The following is a 19,099-nucleotide window of genomic DNA, read 5'->3' on the forward strand; positions in this document are numbered from 1 at the left end:
TATCACCACGCCATGTTGTATACGGGAGGCTCCAGTCATATACATTCCAATAAAGGTCCTAGGGTACAAGCAGAAAATACCCGCAGGATGTTATTCGAAAGTACTGAAGCAGCAATCGCATTGCGTGCAAAAGACTAGAAGACCCCCATTTCATAAAGGGGGTAGTTGATATAGCTCGTACAAAAGTTGGTACTGAATATTCCGGAGACGAAGCGAGGAGAACTGTACAAGAACACACAGAGGCAGATTTTGATCACAACAGGCAATTTTGTACCCGCTTTGTAGCTCAGGCTTATGCCGAGGCAGGGCTACAAATAGTTGACGATCCAAATTACTGTACTCCATTTGACCTGACAAGCTCGAAAAAAATAGTCGTTATAAACGATGTTTTGACGGAGGCAAGTGACGAACAGATTGCATATGCCAGAGAAGAGAATACGGTGCTAAGCCAGCAGGTAGCAATAAACAATCATATCTTTTCCAGTGCCAGGGAAATCACTGGAAAGGATATACAGACATTTAATCAACTGACAGAACATTTGCTCTCGGATCCTGAACACGACAAAGCGATTACTGCCTTAATAGAGAAGTCAGGCTATTTGGAATTATGGAGGCTAGACATGCAGAAAAATCCTGGTTCTAATGACGTTGAAATTGCCATTAAAGAAATAGATCAAGAAGATTGGTTAACTGCTTCCGGTCAACTTGAAGATACCGCATTAACAAACCTAGAACGTTATAAAACAAATTTGTTTTTTTACAGACAGCAATATCAAACCAAGCAGCTAACGTACCTTGAAATGCATATCAGGCTGTATGAAAAATTAGTGGAATTTGCCAAAAAGATGTTGGATGTGGCCCGAAAATTAGAAACCGCTGCTCAATAAACAAATATGACAGCTTAACTTGGTATCTATATTAAAACTATTCCTCTAAGTGAGTAAGTAAATAATACGGAGTTTAGTTATATTCCTTATAACTAAATTCCTTTTTCAAATAAAGCTAAGAACTGATTTAGGATGACGCCCCAATTTAAAGATTATAAAAGATGTCTTACAAAGTTTAAATTAACAATGAACTATTTATAAAGCCTTAATTTTGGTAGGTTCTTCACTACGAAGCATCCATATAGAACAAGCGTGATGTCCAGAATTCCCTAATGGGTTTTCAAGTAATCTAAATCCCAGGTTCCGGTACATTTTTACAGCTTTTGAAAACTCTGGAAAGCTCTCTAGGTAGATCTTATCGTATCTAAGACTCTTTGCGCTTTCGATACTTTTCTTCATTAACGCTTTACCAATCCCTAGCCCCCTGGCCGTTGGATCGAGATAGAACTTAACCAGCTCTGCACAGCCAGCAGGCAGTCCATCAGTAGGATAGATCCCGCAACAACCGACCACGACACCATCTACCTCAGCTACCCAAAGCACTGCGCTTTCTTTGCTGAAAAGTGCATATAGGTCAGCAGTCGTCGGATCGGAATAGACAGTTCCCTCTTTTGGTGCATCATGCTCTTCAAAAACAGCTCTGATGATTTTTAAAAGAGCCTCATTGTCCAACTTTTCAATTTTTCTGATGATTGTTCCCTTCATACTCCAATATTAAGTTTAAAAGACTAAAGTTTTGCTAACCACCGAAAAATTTTCTAAAAAAACCTGTTGGTTCCTTCGCTTTCGCCTTTGCAATTTTTAAGTTATCCTCTGTAATGCGATTATAGAAAAGTTTAAGTGAAATTTCAAGATTTTTCACCGCCTCGGTATACTGACCCATATCAATCAGCGAAGTACCGATATGTTCATATAATTCTGCCGCAATATCATCCTTTACTTCTTTCTGTTCAGCCAACAGGGAGATTGCTATTGTGCCATAATATACAGCTTTTTCATTTTCTGTCAGGTGGTACGCACTGTGTACAGCCCAGTAATAACACCAAAAATCTTTGTTTCCATGCCCAATGCTCTGCTCAAAACTTTCAAGTGCTGCTTCGCTATCTTTCATTTGCGCTTCCAAAACATATCCACGGTTGTACAGTGCCACCTGAACAGTTCTCGCCATTCCTTTTTCCAGCCCGAAATGTACTACCTGATCGTAACATTCAAGGGCCTTTTCCCATTGTTTTTCCCTTGCAAAAGTTTCTCCTCTGCTGATCATCAGACTCGGATTGTCGGGCATATTTTCAAGTAAGGAGTCAGCCTGCTCAGCATCCTCGGAATTATTGACTTCTAGGCCGAGCATCGACATTGCCTTGGATTTAGATATGTAGAAATTGGTCACGCAGCGTACAACTTCTTCTTCTTGAAGAACCGAGTCTCCCGGATCTACCGATTGATAGAGTTCAAGTCCTTGGTCGGCCCAATACAGCATTCCCGAATATTGATCGATATCTGCGTGGCTCAAGCATACCCCGTCAATAGTGCTGATCAGGGTCACAAAGTCCATTTCTTCAGAATATTCTCTCAAAAGCTCCTTACCGTCGGCAATGGCGTTCTCATGCATGCCGGCGCTCATATAAATATACATCCTGTTGAGAAGAATCACCATAAATTTACGTTGTGCTATACCCTCGTTGACAATAGTGATTGCTTCCTGATATGCCTGTTTAAAATTCAGTTCCCGCGCAAGATTGTTACAACACATGGCGAATGTATGCGGGTCGTAATTAAGACTATCATTCTGGTCGGTCAAAACTGCGGCTCTATAAAGCTCGTAGGATTGGTTGTAGAGATGTATTTTCAGTTCAGTAAGACGCTGGCTTTCAGCTTCGGGCATATCGGCATATTGAGTTAGAATATAATCGATTTCAACCCCGGCATTGTATAGCTCCATAGCAGATTGCGAATGTACTGAGGGTTGAAGCTGCGAAAAGTCCGGACTGTTGCTGTGTCTATTGAGCATCCTAAAGATTCGTATCTCTAATACTGGAGAGGATCGTAATTGACAGGACCTTTCGTAATAACTCAGAGCTCCATCCCAGTCCTCAAGCCAGTAAAGCGCAGAACCGGCATTGCGGTGACAGTGGTAATGGTCAGGATCAACTTGCAGACCGCTAGTAGCCCAGTCAAGGCATTTTTCTAAGGCTTTCTCCCTGTCGGATTCAAATACTTCGTTATTGTCAAGTGCTATAAGACCCAATATTGCACATAGATCAGGATCAATGCTACCCTCATTCAGGCTATCGATACGGCAATATATTTTATGGAGTTCCTCAAAACCGCGAGGAAGGGAATATCCGTCAAGCCAAAATTTTGCTGCCAAGCCATAACTGCCTTCGGCAAGTGCTTTTAATGCGTTCTGATGAAGTGTATCTTTCATTTGCTTTTGTGTAATTAGTTTTAAATCCGGAAAAACCGACCGCTGAAAATGATCAACTGAGCAGTTAAACCAATACAATTATATCTTTGCTTGTATTCTCTGCAGTTAAAATATCCTTAACGTACAGGCAATTGCGTCATTTCATAGAGCTTTGTTAAGATATCAACCTCATATGCTGATTCCTTCAAGGATTTCACTCTGCCATTCCTAAAATCCTCACTGATCCGGTAGCTTTTTACCAAATGACTATTTTTTGCCCCAAGGGCATAATGCCAATAGCCGCCACTGGTGCTTGTAAAAATGACCATTTCTTCAAAGGGCATAAGGTTTTTCTTAGGAAAAAAAGGCTTTTTCCTAAATACTGTCCGATCCATCCGGTCAAACAGGTAACAGATTTCGGCCCGTATAAAAATATCATAAAGGCTGTGCAGAATAAGATATGGGCCAAGAACAGCAAGCAGAATGACCAGTCCTCTGGTGAGATGATGATAAAAGATAGTGGATAACAGGATCAGTGACAAAATAACACCAAGTGTCCAGACTGAAAGTTTAAGGCTGTAGCGATTGGGCTTAAAACTAAAAATCCTGCCGCTGTCAACAATTTTATACTTGCTATTTTCCGGCATAAGGAAGTGTTATTGCTTCAATATCATTTAAAATATCCTGCATAGCCCGCTTTGACAGGCCCTGTGCGACAATAGCGAACTTCTCCTCACCTGCGGTAAAATAACACACATTAAGTGAAGTATTGACCGGTATAAAGATGTAAATCAACCTGCTCATCTGGTAATGGCCAATATCAGAAAATGGAATACTGATCTCTGCTTTTAATCCCCTTTTGATAAACAAAGTTTTTGCATCCAAATCAATCACCATGCGCTCTGTATAAATGGATAAAAAACATATTGCCGCGAAGATCCCAAAAATCCACATCATAGCCTTGTTATCTGAATTATATCCGACCCAGGCCATAACCGCAAGACCAGTCACGATCAATATACCGAATCCATACTGCCGCTTGAGTATATAACGGTTTCCTACTTTCTTAAAATTTTTAAACGTATTTTCCATAGTTAATTAAGTTCTACGCCATTTACACTGATTTTGCTGCACCAAAGGTATAGGAACATGCTTGTCTCGTCCAGTGTACACTGGTAGGCAACGTTATCCAGAGATGCACCGGAAAATTCGATGTGCTGTGAAAGAAGATTGTCAGCGTTACCGATGACCCGCAGTTCACCAGAAAAATCACTGTCGTAATCCTTCATCAATTTAAGGATTTCAGGACTCATCTTTTCGAAATCAATGGTCAGGAAATATTTCTTCTCTTTTTTTTTATTTTCACCGGGGGACGCAAAACTAAAAGACGCACCTTTGTTCGGGTTACTGAATGTCAACGATACCCCCCGCGCTGCATGGATGGGTATACCGTCTTTACCTTTCACTAAGAATTCGATCTTATTTTTGGTTTTCTCCCCGGTCTGGGCATTACAGGCCGCAGAAATCATTAAAAATAAAAACAGGACAGATTTCAGCGGTTTAAATATTTCCATAAAATACATAGAATGATGTGTTTTGGTAAATTTAGTAGATCAATATTACTATTTTAAAGCTATTGACAACAAGAGGCAATTTGTATCTGGACGCTTCTACTTTTTATTTGGCGGATATATTTTTGCATCGGTATCAATACACCTGTCAACGACCATATTCAATACAAAAAATATCAGTTTGGATCCCTATTCGAAAAATTGAAACACTGATATAATAGCTATATTTGCAAAAAATATTGCAGAATTTTATGGATCACAAGTATTTAAACAGTCTCTTTTTTTTCCTTGCAATATTGATATCATTTACGACATTCACCAGTTCGCTGAAAGCGCAGGACTCCAAAATAGAGTCATTGGCATTCCAGGGATATTCCTGCAGATTTATGGATAGTGCCAAAGCGAAACAAATGCTCAATAGTGCGCTATTATTGGCCAGGAAATCAAATTCGAAAAGGGATGAAGTGATCTGTCTTACCTTTTTAGCGCTAACTTATCGAAGACTGAATAACCCGAAGGAATTCAATAACTATGCAGAGCAAGCCTACAAAATATCCGCACAGACCAGTGATCAGCGCGCAAAGGCCTACGCTTATATGGTCATGGGAAATCTTAAGTCCTATTTCGATGACAATACAGCCGCACTGAATTACCAGCTTAAAGCCAACACACTTTTTGAAAGGTATAAAAATTATGCCCTCTGCGCTCAGATATGCGCCGATATCTCTTATAGCTTTTCTTTAAGTTCGGATGACCGGGTCGAAAAATATGTGCGCGAAGCCATGAAATATGCCAAACAGTCTTCAGATCCCGAAAGCATTCTGCATGCCCGCCTGGCAATGGGGTCTTATCTGACAGGTTTGACAGATAAAGACCAAAATAACATTTCCTTATGGAAAAATTCGGTGAAATTTTTAAAACAGACCGCAGACTTTTCCTCACAGAACGATACCAGAATTCCCAGTAAGAGTAACATTGCCATTTCTCATCTTAACCTTGCAGCATTGTTAATAAGGCGGCCAAAACTGATGGATGAAAAGCTATTTATACGACAATTGGATACGGCCATCGCCATAAGCAAAAAATATGGTGTGAAGGCTACATACAGAAATAGTCTCGGATTGCGTGGAAAGTATCTGTTATATCAGGGCGAGTACAGCAAAGCAAAGCAATTGTTTCTGGACGGAGTTGCTTATCAGCTAGGACTACCATATAAAGACCATGAAATATTAGCCCAGTTTTATTCAAGTCTCAAGGAAGTCGCCGCAAGGCAAAATGATTATTCTTCGTATTATCTATATGACCAGTCTTTTAGCAAATATAATCGCCTCACCTACGATGAAACAATGCAAAGGAATCTGCAGCTTGCGGAAATAAAATTTGAATCTGCTGAAAAAATCCGCAAAATAAAACACTTAGAGAATGAGAAACTGCTTCAGGAAAAAAATAAGGATCTTGGATATGTAATTTCCCTGATCTTGCTTGTTATTGTTATTTTTATCTTTATTTCCTTCTACTATAGAAAGCGATTTTACCAGAAACAGGCTGATAACCTGAAGCAGCAGCAAATAAATGACCAGCTCAAACTCAACCTGCTGGAAAAGGACAGTCTTGAAAACCTGCTGGCAAAGCTTTCGCTGGAACGGCGCTTTCTTCAGTCTCAGATGGACCCCCATTTTATTTTTAATTGCCTTGCAAATATTCAGAGCATTATCCTGAAAGATAACCGAACAAAAGCGCTCACCTATCTTAATAAGTTTGCAAAACTAACCCGGGAGACCTTGTATCATTCCAGGAAAGAATCGGTAACCCTGGAAGAAGAAACAGAAAACTTGAAAAATTACGTTGAACTGCAGCAGCTGAGACTTAACCATTCATTTGATTATAGGTTCGAATTTGCAGATGAGCTAAATATGTACGAAAAAATACCGCCCCTGCTCCTACAACCTTTGGTGGAAAATGCGATCGAACACGGGCTGAAGCCTTTGACACAGCGAAAAGGAAACCTGATAATAACATTTGCAAAAAAAACAGCAGAACAGGTATTGATCTGCGTTATCAAGGACAATGGAATTGGCATGGAAGCATCCCAAAAAGACAAAAACAAACACAATCATGATCCGCTGGCTATTAAAATAATAGATGAAAGACTGGCCTTGTATGAAAAGAACGGATCAGACAGGCTTATTCCTCATTTTTCAAAACAGAGTTCCGATAAGGGATGCACAATAACTATCAATATTCCAATATTATAAAAAATGTACAAAGCAGTTATTATAGAAGATGAATATCATCTGAGAGAGGCCCTTTCTATCCTTCTTGAAATGGCAGCGCCAGATAGCATCCAGATTATCGGTTATGCCGAAGGGCTCCCGGAAGCCGTCAAAATTATTGACCGTTTAAAGCCAGACCTGGTTTTTATGGATATCATGCTGAAAAACGGGACCGGTTTTGATGTTCTTGAACAGATTGACCATAAGAACTTCCATCTTGTTTTTACTACCGCTTATGAGGAACATGCGATAAGGGCATTCAAATTCAATGCTATCGACTATCTCCTGAAACCGATAGACTATGATGAGCTGAGCGAAACCCTTGAGCGTATGGCACTCAAAAAATCTCAGTACATGGATTTTCAAACTGTTATTGACCCTTCCTCTGATACTGCAAAAAAACATGACCGAATAGTGCTGCCTACCATAGAAGCTATGCATGTTGTAAAACTCGAAAACATTGTCCGGTGCGAAACCTCAGGTTCCTACACAACATTTATTCTAAAAAGCGGGCAGCAGATTATTGTTTCCAAACCATTGAAGTATTATGAAGATATACTTATTTCCCCCAATTTTATACGGGTACATCAGTCCCATTTAATAAATGTAGATTTTGTAGCCAACTTCTCAAAGGACGGGTTTATAAACATGCTGAACAATGATATCATACCCATATCCCGTGCTAACAGGGAACGCTTCTTTAAAATCATGAAAAACGAAGATCAGTAGTATATAACCCGGATAAAAATCCAAACAAGATAAATGCAAAGCCGTAAATACTGAAAAACAATCTGCTGTCAATAGAAATTGAACTTGTGATATTTTTGTGAAAAATAGTTGATTATGAAAAGCAAAACAGCAGCGATTTTATCCTACATTACAATTATTGGATGGTTAGTGGCCTACATTAAAAGGCATGATATCACCCCCAAGAGCGACCTTGTGACTTACCATCTGAAACAGGGTCTCGGCCTTTTTATCATATCCGTGCTATTTAATTTAGGTTTATGGATTATTCTTTTTCTGGCACCTATGCTTTATTTTATCAATTACATTGGAATCGTACTCTTCATTCTTTTTGTCATCGGGGTCATTAATGCCGCCAGTGAAGCTAAGAAGCCTCTTCCCCTTATCGGTAAGTTTTTCGAAAATCAGTTCAAATTCATAGACGAATAATTTGGGGATAACCGATATTAAACACGGGACATAAAAATAAAAATCAGTAAGAATGGTCGATCTAAGTGAATTTAAAGTAAACTTCAAAAATTTTGAAATTCCTGAAGAATTAATAAATCTTGTTAATTTTCAGAACTCAATTGGAGATGATGAAAATTTTTCAGACCAATTTTATATCGGGAGAGATTATTCAGATAAAAGTGGAATAAAAGGTTATTCAGACGATGAAGAATTTACAACCTCAGTTATAGAATTTGCAATGGCAGATGGAACCGGCTCAACTTATGCATTTTGGGTAGTAGACAAAAATGAAAATTTAGCTGAGGCCCCTATTTTAGCATTTGGAAGTGAGGGGGGAATTCATATTGTGGCTAAAAACATAAAGGAGTTGCTGGAAATTTTAACCTTTGATGTTGAACCCTCTATTGGTTGGGATGAAATCTATTTTTATAAAGATGAAGATGATTATGAGCCCAGCGAAAAAATAGAAGAGTACAGAAGTTGGGTTTTGGAAAACTATGGTATTGAAATTACAGAAGATCCGGATGAGATCGTCAAAAAAGCACAGAAAATCTATGAAGACAAATTTCAAAACTGGTTGAAAAAGTATTATAACTATTAGCATAGGCTCGGTCTATCAGAATTGAAAACAACGTGTCGTCGGATATAAAATAGGGAGTGTAAACTGAACTGTGTCATTGGATAATTAACCAAAATCTAAAAGCCTTTATCAAGTTTGAGCCTATCCCCAAATTTAATGTAAAGTTGGGATATGGTCAAGCCCCAGTTATGCACTGGCATTGTCCACTTTTTAGAGATATCCTTTATTATCAGAAACAGCAGCTTCATAAGAGCCTGCTCAGAACTGAATGCACCTTTAGACTTCGTTACTTTTCGGATCTGACGGTGCATTCCTTCAATAGGATTAGTGGTATAGATAGTCTTACGCACCTGCTCATCATACTCAAAAAAAGTAGAGAGGTTTATCCAGTTATCGAGCCATGACTTAGCGGCTATGGGGTATTTCTTGCCCCATTTCTCTTCAAAGACCAGTAGTTTTTCATATCCCATTTCTTCGTTTACAGCTTTATAAATAGGCTTTAAATCTTCAATAACAGCCTTTTTGTCCTTTTCTGTAACGTAGTGCATGCTTGATCTAATCTGATGGACAATGCATAACTGAACTTTTGTTTTTGGAAAAATAGCTTCTATAGCTTCAGGAAAACCCTTCAGTCCATCAATACAGGCTATCAGGATGTCCTCTACACCGCGTTGCTTTAGATCGGTGAGTACGGATAACCAGAATTTAGCTCCTTCGTTTTCCGAACTGTAAAGCCCTATCAAGTCTTTGCGACCATCCATTCCTATGCCCAGGATATTATAAATGGCCCGGGACTCAACCGTACCGTTCTGACGGACTTTATAATGCATGCAGTCTAGGAAAACAAAGGGATAGACGGCTTCTAGCGGACGACTTCGCCACTCGTTAACAGCAGGCATGACGCTTTCTGTAATACGGGATATTTCAGTTGCAGAAATCTCCATAGCATACATCCCACGGATAAAATCACTTATTGCACGTGTGCTCATACCTTTGGCATACATGCTCAGCACATGACCTTCCAGCTGTTCTGTTATAATAAGCTGACGTTTGGGAACTACCTTGGGCTAAAATGTACCAGATCTATCCCGTCCAGATTCAAGTTCAAATGTACCGGTATTAAGACCTCGAACAGTTTTTTTGGTCTTGCCATTCCGACGATTGGAGTTCCCGGAAGCTTTATCTTCCTGAAGGTGACTTTCCAGCTCGCTATCCATCATCGACTCCAGTAAGTGCTTCATTAAGGGCGCTAGAACGCCATCATTGGGAGATAAACTCTTGTCGATGCTTTAAATGAACAAGATCCAGTTCTTCCATTCTTTTTATGGTTCTGATAACTGTCTCCACGCGTAGCCCCGTAAGATTCGCGATTTGCTGTCTGGTCAGAGGCAGATGGTAACAATAACGTTTTTCTTCATTAGCACATCGTTTATAATAATCGAGCAAGGATGTTATTTTTGCTAGTGGATCTATAGAAGAATTATTAAACAGCATTGTATATTTATGATAAAGGCTATGGGAAAAGTCCTCTAAAAGTTTTAAGGCAATTTCCGAATTATTTTTCACCATTTCCAAAAATTTGCTTTTGGATAATTTCAGTACGATACAATCCGTTTTTGCTATGGCATTCATCGGATAGTTTTGGGTGCTAAACAATAGTGATCCACCGATACTATCGCCCATAGAAAGAATATTTAGAGTAAACTCACGTCCATCATCATGATAATTGTTTAACTCCACCGTTCCACTACGGATCTGAATAAAAAAACGCGGAACGTCACCACTTTGAAAAATAATCTCTTTGGCTGGATATTTCTTATAATATGCTCCATGATGAAGTAATATATGCTCTTCGGTAATCATGCTAATATATTTAACGATTAAAGAAATATTTTAGAATAAAAACAGTTCATGCGAATACAATTTCCACCTTATCTAAAGTTGAAAATACATCATATTAATATTTCATATGGTGCAGACACTAAACTTCTAATGTGTAACATTTATAAAACCATCGCTTACAACCAAAACAAAATTTGGCCTGTTACGAAAATGAATTGGCAATCTTTCGATAATTACTATCACTGATACCATTGACACGCATTTTAATACGGAATAACTTCTCTTTTTCCTTTAAGTAAACATCCATTATAATAAAATCAGAAAATAAAGATCTCTCAATTTTTAAAGTTCTCATTTTATCGACAGGATATTCTACTGCCGGAAAGATTAAGCCTTTTTTTGAAGGATGATAATATTTAATAGTAAAAATAACACCACTATTCTCAAAGTGGAATACTTTTAATCTTGTTATCTTAACAATACATACCAAACCAATAACTATAAAAAACGTAATCCCTGGCCATCTTAAGTATTCATATATATTTGATGTAAGTATGTAAGCGGCCACCGCCAAATTGCAACTAAGAATAAGAAGACCTTGAAAAATTTTCATCTGTGTTATCACTTTATCTCTATTGGTAACGATCATAATTTACTCTTTTAGCTTAATACAATAATTATTGATTTTCTTTTAATGAACTAGAGGTTAAATATTTTCTTCCACCGAGCAACAGAATTTCTGCTTAATTTATAGTGCCGGGCAAGCTGGCTATTACTAAGTTGATTTTTATGTTGATATTCAAGAATCTTCTGTATGGTATATTGATTATAAGAGCGATGTTTTCTGTCAAACTCCCAGCTCTTAGCGTCTTCAGCTCCAAAAATTATGGTATTGAGTTCAATAATATCCAAATGGGATAACACTTCTTTACCTAAAATTCCCGCGCAATCTTTCTTTTTCTCTGCAAACCTGGTATTCAGAATATCACTATAAATCTTTTTGTAATCAGGCATCATTTTATATTTTCAAGTTATTAGAACGCTTTATTTCCATATTTAATAATCCATCTATTGAGTGTTGATTTTGGAATCCCATAGTCTTTAATTACCTCATTTTTTGTTTTCTCATTATTTTCAATTGTTTCCAGTATATAAAAGATAACCTCTTTTGTATAAAGGTTTTTACGAAACTGCGGTAATACAGATTCAGTCGGCTTATTGTAATCAGCTCCTTTCGGAGAAGAATAAAGCAGCAGATGTTGGGAATAAAAGCGAAATAAATCGTATTCTAATAGTTTACACCATTTTAATAAGAGTTTGGTCTCTAAAGTATCTGTCTGGTAGGTATTTTTTATCTCTTCTTCTGAGAGATTCATGTATGTACATATTCTATCTGTGCTTAGACCGGCTTCTGAAACGAGAATTTTTATTAGATTCCCTATATGAATATCTTTAAAATCTATCTTCATCTAATATTTTGTTATTTTAATTTCTACTAAACATTTATAGTTGGTTTACAGACCCATATGCTCAGTTTTATAAAATTGTAATGGGCTGAAAAGTTTTGGTTACGTCGGATTTTATAATGAACTGCTTTTATCGGAAATGAAGTTTGTTGGCTGTTTTCATGATTCTGATTTTTAGTTAATGTACCTTAAGTTTTTAAACAATTATGGGGATATAAAATCAAGTATAGTCCTATCTAGACTACTTTTAATTTTAATGCATTGATTCAATGTCTATGATTATAAAATTAACAACCATAACAGCATTATTATTGAGCCCTTATCAGACAGTAATATAAAAAATTATAGAAAATTTATTTTACATCATTTTCACTAACAGTGGATTAATATTTTTATGTTAAAAGATATTTAGTTATCTTTGACCAATAAAAGTAGTCTAGATAGGACTACTTTTTTTTATTTAACTTCGTTGATAATTAATCTATTAGTTTATCAATAATGACATTCCAATTTTTTCTTTCAAATGCTGGAACCACACGAAATATCAACCTTAAATTTACCGATGAATCCAATAAGTCCTTTATTGCTTACACTCCCTTAAGAATAGCAGAATCGGAATGGGACAAAAAGAAAGAGCGTCCCAAAAATATATATCTAAAAAAATATAAAAATCTAAACGATAAAATCAATCGATTAAAAGTAGAACTTACTGAATGCTATCAAAATTGGAAAAACAAAAATAAAGTAGTCAGTCCAAGGCTGTTTTCGAGTACGATAAAAAATATTTGTCTCCGCAAAAATTCGCATTATCCGGAAACGACCCTGCTCCATTATATGGATGTTTACCTACAAAGCAGAAAAGAGCTAATTTGTAATTCCACCTATAAAAGGTACAAGGTCTTCTTTAATTTGGTTCAAAAATTTGAGGGATTTAAGGCGGAAAGACAATTTATAGATCAGGTAAACCCAACATTTATTAAAGATTTTCTGATTTTTGGAAAGCAAGAAGAGTACAGTGAAAATACAGTCTATCGAACAATTCATTTTGTAAAGACGATTCTAAATTTTGCAGAAAGGATGGGTATTCATACAAGGGTCAGAGAACTTGAAATACGAAGAGAAAGACAGTGCAAAGAAATTATCACCCTAAGTGAACCCGAAATATTAAAAATAAAATACACACACGTCCCCGAGCATCTTCAAGATGCAAAAAACTGGTTGTTAATAAGTTGTTACACCGGACAAAGAGTATCCGACTTCATGAATTTTTCATCTGAAAAACTCACAGAAATAAATAAAAAAAAATGTCTGAATTTCGTGCAGCAAAAAACACAAAAAGAAATAACAATACCCTTACATCCTATTGTACAAAATATAATTAATGGGAACGAAAATAAATTCCCCACTTCTATATCCGTACAGAAATATAACGAAAGTATTAAAGAAATAGCCAGGTTATCCGGTCTTAATCAATTCATCAATGCACGAAAACGCATCGGTCATAGGACAAAGCTTCTGAAAATAGCGAAATGGCAGGTCATAACCAGTCATATCGGAAGGCGCAGTTTTGCCTCCAACTTCTATGGAAAAATCCCTACTCCATTACTAATGGAAGCAACTGGCCATAGCACTGAAGTTATGTTCTTAAAGTATATCAATACGTTTGATAAGGAAAGATTGGTAAAATTGAGTAATTATTTTGATAGGATGTATGAAGAAAGATTTCTTCAGGTATAACTTTTATCGGCTTGGCATGTAAAAGCTTTTCTGTTTTAATCATTCGTTTCTGCACGAGATGAAATTTTCAATGACTTGCACCCTGCAAGAACTCTAAAGCCCAGCTCTATCTTCTGAATCCCTACCTGCAAAAGCATATTTAAACTCGCAAAAAATGTGTCTAGACTTAGTTCATTGATTCGCCTAGGTAAATTACGAAAATTCTTATTTCTGGACATATTATAATAGTAAGGATTGTCGTCAAAAAGAATTAATTTGCAAATAATAACAAATAGCCGATGAATATTGTTTACTGATCCCTATAAAATACATTGATGAATAAGATAGACTGGAATTCCTTTAGAGTTAGAAATGATAATCATACGAACGCGTTTGAAGAATTATGTTACATGATTTTTTGCCGAAGGCATAAATTCTCGGAAGGTATAGAAGCAGATTTTAATCAGGCGGCCTTGAAGTGGGAAGGTAATTCTTTAGCACGATTTCCCAAACATCATAAAATGCTTTTCTCTTTTCATCATGGCCGGTATAAAGCCAATTTGAAATAAATGTTTTAGATTCATTTTTTAATTCTATCTCCTTCTCTAAAAAATCTATTAAATTTTGAGCTATATCTTCTTTTTGCGCTTTTGATATTCTGTACTGAAAATTATCCTCCATGTTTGTAAATATTATTGCTACCGACATCTAAAACAACTCTATAATTGAACTGCGGCTGATGGCAGTTTGTTGTAAGATGACGCTTGAATTAAATAAATAGTTCGCAAGTGCGATTGTGCTTAACTATTGACAGTTAGATCATAGCACTTTAGTATAAATTACAAAAAGTCATCAGATATTATCCCATACTTTACCAAAAGTAATATATAACCATCCATAATTCCAAAAACTTGTATTAGTTCCTCAAAAATTCTTAAAACATAGTTTTGTTAAATTTAAATACAGATGCGTAAATTTTCTTTGGTAAATAATTGTTCTTTAGAATATTAATCGTGATTTTGCTTCCCTAAAGTTTATTATTGTCTATTTTTCAATATATTTACGTCATTATTAGAATGAAGGATATCTTTGAAACTTTTAAACCGCAACAGCTATTGATCAAAAAATATGTGGATTATTATTATTTGGATATTAAACCTGATAATAGTATCAACGAATTTCAATGCTTTCCACATTTCAATAATACAATATCATTTTATAGATCTCACATCTGGTCAGAAAATGGAGAAATTATTTTCAGCAACGCCAATAGTACTTTACAAATATTCACGCCAATTAGGCAGAAAGTTCTTAATGTAACACAAAGAGGAGAAGTACATAGAGTTGTTATTGTGTTTAAGCCTTGGGGAATTCAGCAGTTCTACAAAGACCTTAATTTTGCAAATTATATTACAAATTATGATTTTTTTGAACACTCTGAGATACAGAAAATATTCTGTACCACAGATACTAGTACTTTAGCCCTTTCGCTCGACAGGTTATTGCTAAGAAGGTTTAATTATGTTGAAAATTCGATCTTAGAACGTTCAATCTTATATATATTTAATAATTGCGAGAATTTTTCTGTTGCAGATCTTTCCAGTACAATTGGAATTAGTAGACAGCATCTCAATAGAAACTTCCAATCATATTTAGGGGTTTCTGTTAAGAAATTTCACGAAATCGTTTTGTTTAGAAAGACTATCAACGATAAACTGTTTGAAAATCCTAAAAGAAACTTTACTGAACTTGCATATGAATTTAACTACAATGACCAATCCCATCTAAATAAGACCTACAAAAATTTTACAGCTGACTCACCGAAAAGTTTCTTCAACAAAGGAACTGTTTTGGGAAATCAGGATATATTCTGGCATTTGCACTGAATAAGTGTAATGTTCCATTTTTACAAGTTTTCAAAACCTATTACTGCTATTTTTGTTCTATCAAATTTTAGGTATGAAATTTTATTTAACGTTGACCCTTATTTTAATCGCTTTTTTTGCAAATGGACAGGATAACTATTCAACATTAACACAAAAAGCATTGGAGACTATGTGGAAATCTAAGGACGAAGCAGGTTACGAAAAAGCATTGGAAATGTATGAAACAGCTTTTAGAATGTATCCTGACAGTATTGATGGAACTGGGCTTTACAAATCTTCAGTTATTGCGGCAGAGTTGAAAGATTATAATAAAGCCTTCAAATACCTTATCCCATTGGCCAAGATGACGACTGATGAAGATGGTATTCCGGGCTGGAGCTATATTATTGGAGAATCAGCAGAAAGTGAATATAAAAATTTACTAGCTGACCCAAGGTGGACTGTATTAAAACAAAACGCCATAAAGAATAAAGAAAAATTTTATAAGGAGTTACATAAAATTGAAGATGAGTTTTTCAAGGCAAAGATATATTCTTTGGATGAAGCTATGGATGGCAGAATATTGTATGAAAAGATAAAAAATTACAATCCATATTTACCGAAAAATCAACAGAATTATTCCATCACCTTTAAAGTAAATGATTTCTGCACAAACTTCTTATCTTATCCATTTACCCTACAATTACAATCCTCAGAATAAATATCCTCTACTTTTCTTTTTACACGGTGCGGTCAGTGTAAATGTCCTGTCAGATTATCAGACGGTACAGGAAAATTTAGGTGGGTGGAACAGATTTTACACCAAATATGCGGATTTAAATAATGTGATATCGGTTTTTCCAAAAGGAAGTAAAAAATATAACTGGATGAATCCTGATGATGGTTTTTTCATGATACCTGATATGCTGAAACAGATTAAAAAAACAATTAATGTTGACGACAATAAAGTCTTTATTTCCGGACACTCTAATGGAGCTACCGGTTCATTTTCTTACTTAATGAAAAAATCTACCCAGTTTGCAGGTTTCTATGGTTTTAATACATATCCTAAAGTTTTCACTGGCGGAACCTTCGTGGAGAATATTAAAAACCGTTTATTCATTAATTTTTCTACTGATCACGATTATTATTACCCTCCCAATGCCAATGACGATCTTACAAAACTTATGAAAGGAATAAATGCAGATTATAAAGAATATCGGTATACTGGTTTTCCTCATTGGTTTCCTAAATTTGACGAATCTGAACCTGCTTATCAAATACTTTTTAAAAGCATAAAAGACCGAACAAGAAATCCTTTTCCTAAAGATATTTCCTGGGAATTTGATGATGAGAAATATGGTTCTATAGACTGGTTATCTAATGCAAAACTTGATACCCTTAAATCAAAAGCGACTTGGCACAAAGAATTGAATTTTAAAATAACAGAATGGCTAAAATATAATAAAGATGATAGCTTAACAGTAGAGAAGGTTAAAAAAGAAGCCTTTAATTTAAAAAGGAAATCTGGAAAAATAGAGGCCTCATATATCAATAATACTTTCTCTGTGAGAACTTCATGTCTAAAATCGTTTTATATCTATATCTCACCAGAAATGGTTAACCTACATAAAAGAGTAAGAGTGTATGTCAATGGGACACTATATTTCAACCAGAAAATAGAATATGATAAGAAATTGATGTTACAAATTTTTAAGGAGCACAGAGACAGAGAGCAAGTTTGGATAAATCAAATTAAAATAGTAATATAATCTTGATTTGTGCGACAAGAGACAAACAAAACTTAAGAATTACAGATAACATAGTTAATTGGACTATTTACCTATGCCGTGTGTATTATTATAAATGAGTGGGACGTTTAGATTCGCTCTTGCTAAATGGCACGACCGAAAACCTAAAAGAACAACTATTTGAGTTCAACATGAAGAAAAGAAGAACCAAAACAAAACACCTATATAAACATTTATGTTATTCTTTTATATTATACAGTTTCTTCAACATCAATTATTGTAATCAGCTTCTATCTGATTCTAAAAGCCTAGCATAATAGCTATTTTTTACGACTAGCTCCTCATGTGTACTTTGCTCTACGATCTTACCTCGGTTCATCACCACAAATTTTAAGATTCTATAGTTTAATTGACTGCAATTAATATTCTTTTGACTTCATCTATATAATTCTGAAAATCAAATTCCTCAAGTGGATAATCTGGCGAAATTCCTTCACCCACCCGTCTGTATTCTCTTTTATTCCTATCTATTAAAATCCCTGTAGTTAAAACAAGAAATGCACCATCTTCAAGTTTAAATTCAGAATTGTCAGATGTTAAACCTTGCGTATTGGTTCCAATGATTTTCACATTCTTCTGCCCTTTAAAGCTTGCAGCCAGAAACTCTCCCGAACTTGCAGTCTTTTTACTAGTTAAAACAAATATGGGTATATTTTTATTTTTTAATTCTATATCCGGCGTTGCTATTGCGCCAATTATATAACTTCCAAAATAAATATTTGAATCTTTATAATTAAAATATTTGATTTCCCCAGTGTTGTCCATAGAGCCTACAACATTCTTTCTACCTAAAAATGGATAGACCGCTTTAAACATAGGGGCAAACATTCCGCCGTCATTCTCCCTTAAATCAATTACCCAGCACTTTGGATTTTTGTGGTCCAGCTTTTTGATCTTGGCATAAAAACTTTCTACATATTCATTCCAATCTTCATTATTCAGAATGGCAATGGCGGGAACTGTAACATAAGCTATATCTGCACCGATGAGGCTGTCTTTTGGATAAGGGAAGGCAATCCCGACCTCCTTATAACGCTTTAAATACGCTTCAACAACCTCAGGCTCAAAAAATTTCGAATGCTGGTCTCCTAGTTTACCCAATATGTTTCTTATAATAGGATATGTTTCACGAATCGAATTTTTATCTTTGCCTTCTTCTAAAGCATTCTCCTTGATTTTCTTCCAATCGATTTTATTTTTATTTACAGAATTCATTTCCATTATAGAAATGGCTTTTTCAATATATAACTTGGGCGTTGTTTGAGACAATACCCTATTTGATAAAAATAAAAATACACCAATTAGTATGAATTTCATTTTGTAGATTTTATATTCTGAAAGATACAATAATTTGATTGCCTTTTTCAAGTATTCTCCAAGACCAAAAAGTTAAATAACGAAAAATTCTAAAAACAGCATTTGAATTAAAAGAATATTGAAATTTGAAACTCTACTTAAGGATCAGCTGATAAAAGAATGCTGTGTCT

General features: G+C 35.6%; 20 protein-coding genes and 1 pseudogene. 9 read left to right on the top strand and 12 right to left on the bottom strand.

Annotated elements, in window-relative coordinates:
* Positions 1 to 389 precede the first annotated feature (389 nt).
* A complete protein-coding gene (locus AC3FI7_RS07680) occupies positions 390 to 887 on the top strand; it encodes a hypothetical protein (RefSeq protein ID WP_142724484.1) in 498 nt (165 codons plus the stop codon).
* A 195-nt stretch (positions 888 to 1,082) separates the two neighbouring features.
* Here the strand turns inward: AC3FI7_RS07680 and AC3FI7_RS07685 are convergent, their stop codons facing one another.
* The 5 genes from AC3FI7_RS07685 to AC3FI7_RS07705 form a co-directional block, all read right to left on the bottom strand.
* Positions 1,083 to 1,592 (bottom strand): GNAT family N-acetyltransferase, encoded by a 510-nt coding sequence (locus AC3FI7_RS07685; RefSeq protein ID WP_142724483.1) that lies wholly within the window; start codon positions 1,590 to 1,592, stop codon positions 1,083 to 1,085.
* A gap of 34 nt (positions 1,593 to 1,626) precedes the next feature.
* On the bottom strand, positions 1,627 to 3,312 hold the full coding sequence (locus tag AC3FI7_RS07690; RefSeq protein WP_142724482.1) for a tetratricopeptide repeat protein: 1,686 nt from the start codon (positions 3,310 to 3,312) through the stop codon (positions 1,627 to 1,629).
* A gap of 116 nt (positions 3,313 to 3,428) precedes the next feature.
* The gene (locus AC3FI7_RS07695; protein WP_142724481.1) at positions 3,429 to 3,938 is read right to left on the bottom strand and encodes a hypothetical protein; all 510 of its coding nucleotides are present in this window, start codon (positions 3,936 to 3,938) and stop codon (positions 3,429 to 3,431) included.
* Positions 3,925 to 4,383, bottom strand: coding sequence for a hypothetical protein (locus AC3FI7_RS07700; RefSeq protein ID WP_142724480.1), 459 nt, complete (start codon positions 4,381 to 4,383; stop codon positions 3,925 to 3,927). Before AC3FI7_RS07700 ends, AC3FI7_RS07695 begins: the two co-directional genes overlap by 14 nt.
* A gap of 2 nt (positions 4,384 to 4,385) precedes the next feature.
* Entirely contained in the window at positions 4,386 to 4,865 is a 480-nt protein-coding gene (locus tag AC3FI7_RS07705) for a hypothetical protein (protein WP_142724479.1), read from the bottom strand.
* A 248-nt stretch (positions 4,866 to 5,113) separates the two neighbouring features.
* Here AC3FI7_RS07705 and AC3FI7_RS07710 point away from each other — a divergent pair, with 248 nt between their 5' ends.
* The 4 genes from AC3FI7_RS07710 to AC3FI7_RS07725 all read left to right on the top strand — a co-directional run bounded on the left by AC3FI7_RS07710 (position 5,114) and on the right by AC3FI7_RS07725 (position 8,933).
* Positions 5,114 to 7,117 carry a sensor histidine kinase gene (locus tag AC3FI7_RS07710; RefSeq protein ID WP_491461761.1) on the top strand — a complete coding sequence of 668 codons (2,004 nt, stop codon included), beginning with the start codon at positions 5,114 to 5,116 and terminating at the stop codon, positions 7,115 to 7,117.
* Positions 7,118 to 7,120: 3 nt separating this feature from the next.
* Positions 7,121 to 7,864, top strand: a complete 744-nt coding sequence (locus AC3FI7_RS07715) for a LytR/AlgR family response regulator transcription factor (protein WP_142724477.1) — start codon at positions 7,121 to 7,123, stop codon at positions 7,862 to 7,864.
* Positions 7,865 to 7,978: 114 nt separating this feature from the next.
* Complete coding sequence (locus AC3FI7_RS07720) at positions 7,979 to 8,311, top strand: DUF4870 domain-containing protein (RefSeq protein ID WP_142724476.1); 333 nt, start codon at positions 7,979 to 7,981, stop codon at positions 8,309 to 8,311.
* Between the two features lie 52 nt (positions 8,312 to 8,363).
* A complete protein-coding gene (locus AC3FI7_RS07725) occupies positions 8,364 to 8,933 on the top strand; it encodes a hypothetical protein (protein WP_142724475.1) in 570 nt (189 codons plus the stop codon).
* Between the two features lie 95 nt (positions 8,934 to 9,028).
* On the opposite strand, the pseudogene AC3FI7_RS07730 reads toward AC3FI7_RS07725, so the two are convergent.
* From AC3FI7_RS07730 to AC3FI7_RS07750, 5 genes and pseudogenes are all read right to left on the bottom strand, one after another.
* Positions 9,029 to 10,198, bottom strand: a pseudogene (locus AC3FI7_RS07730) (IS256 family transposase).
* The gene (locus AC3FI7_RS07735; RefSeq protein WP_343658876.1) at positions 10,173 to 10,775 is read right to left on the bottom strand and encodes a Crp/Fnr family transcriptional regulator; all 603 of its coding nucleotides are present in this window, start codon (positions 10,773 to 10,775) and stop codon (positions 10,173 to 10,175) included. The pseudogene AC3FI7_RS07730 and the gene AC3FI7_RS07735 overlap by 26 nt, the downstream one beginning before the upstream one ends.
* A gap of 181 nt (positions 10,776 to 10,956) precedes the next feature.
* Positions 10,957 to 11,403, bottom strand: coding sequence for a hypothetical protein (locus AC3FI7_RS07740; protein ID WP_142724468.1), 447 nt, complete (start codon positions 11,401 to 11,403; stop codon positions 10,957 to 10,959).
* Positions 11,404 to 11,453: 50 nt separating this feature from the next.
* Positions 11,454 to 11,771, bottom strand: coding sequence for a helix-turn-helix domain-containing protein (locus AC3FI7_RS07745; protein ID WP_142724467.1), 318 nt, complete (start codon positions 11,769 to 11,771; stop codon positions 11,454 to 11,456).
* A 17-nt stretch (positions 11,772 to 11,788) separates the two neighbouring features.
* Positions 11,789 to 12,223: a transposase gene (locus tag AC3FI7_RS07750; RefSeq protein ID WP_308463714.1), complete on the bottom strand. Its 435-nt coding sequence runs from the start codon at positions 12,221 to 12,223 to the stop codon at positions 11,789 to 11,791.
* Between the two features lie 495 nt (positions 12,224 to 12,718).
* On the opposite strand from AC3FI7_RS07750, the gene AC3FI7_RS07755 reads away from it, so the two are divergent.
* The gene (locus AC3FI7_RS07755; protein WP_142724466.1) at positions 12,719 to 13,957 is read left to right on the top strand and encodes a phage integrase SAM-like domain-containing protein; all 1,239 of its coding nucleotides are present in this window, start codon (positions 12,719 to 12,721) and stop codon (positions 13,955 to 13,957) included.
* A gap of 438 nt (positions 13,958 to 14,395) precedes the next feature.
* Here AC3FI7_RS07755 and AC3FI7_RS07760 read toward each other — a convergent pair whose 3' ends face one another.
* Positions 14,396 to 14,644, bottom strand: coding sequence for a hypothetical protein (locus AC3FI7_RS07760; protein ID WP_142724465.1), 249 nt, complete (start codon positions 14,642 to 14,644; stop codon positions 14,396 to 14,398).
* Between the two features lie 368 nt (positions 14,645 to 15,012).
* On the opposite strand from AC3FI7_RS07760, the gene AC3FI7_RS07765 reads away from it, so the two are divergent.
* The 3 genes from AC3FI7_RS07765 (at position 15,013) to AC3FI7_RS07775 (ending at position 17,573) form a co-directional block, all read left to right on the top strand.
* The gene (locus AC3FI7_RS07765; protein ID WP_142724464.1) at positions 15,013 to 15,822 is read left to right on the top strand and encodes a helix-turn-helix domain-containing protein; all 810 of its coding nucleotides are present in this window, start codon (positions 15,013 to 15,015) and stop codon (positions 15,820 to 15,822) included.
* 73 nt (positions 15,823 to 15,895) lie between these two features.
* A complete protein-coding gene (locus tag AC3FI7_RS07770; protein WP_343658877.1) occupies positions 15,896 to 16,522 on the top strand; it encodes a hypothetical protein in 627 nt (208 codons plus the stop codon).
* On the top strand, positions 16,461 to 17,573 hold the full coding sequence (locus AC3FI7_RS07775) for an alpha/beta hydrolase-fold protein (RefSeq protein ID WP_343658878.1): 1,113 nt from the start codon (positions 16,461 to 16,463) through the stop codon (positions 17,571 to 17,573). The genes AC3FI7_RS07770 and AC3FI7_RS07775 overlap by 62 nt, the downstream gene beginning before the upstream one ends.
* Before the next feature lie 384 nt (positions 17,574 to 17,957).
* Here AC3FI7_RS07775 and AC3FI7_RS07780 read toward each other — a convergent pair whose 3' ends face one another.
* Entirely contained in the window at positions 17,958 to 18,929 is a 972-nt protein-coding gene (locus AC3FI7_RS07780) for a S41 family peptidase (RefSeq protein ID WP_343658879.1), read from the bottom strand.
* Between the last annotated feature and the right edge of the window lie 170 nt (positions 18,930 to 19,099).

The sequence above is a fragment of the Chryseobacterium sp. TQ-BC-N36 genome, assembly GCF_058382295.1.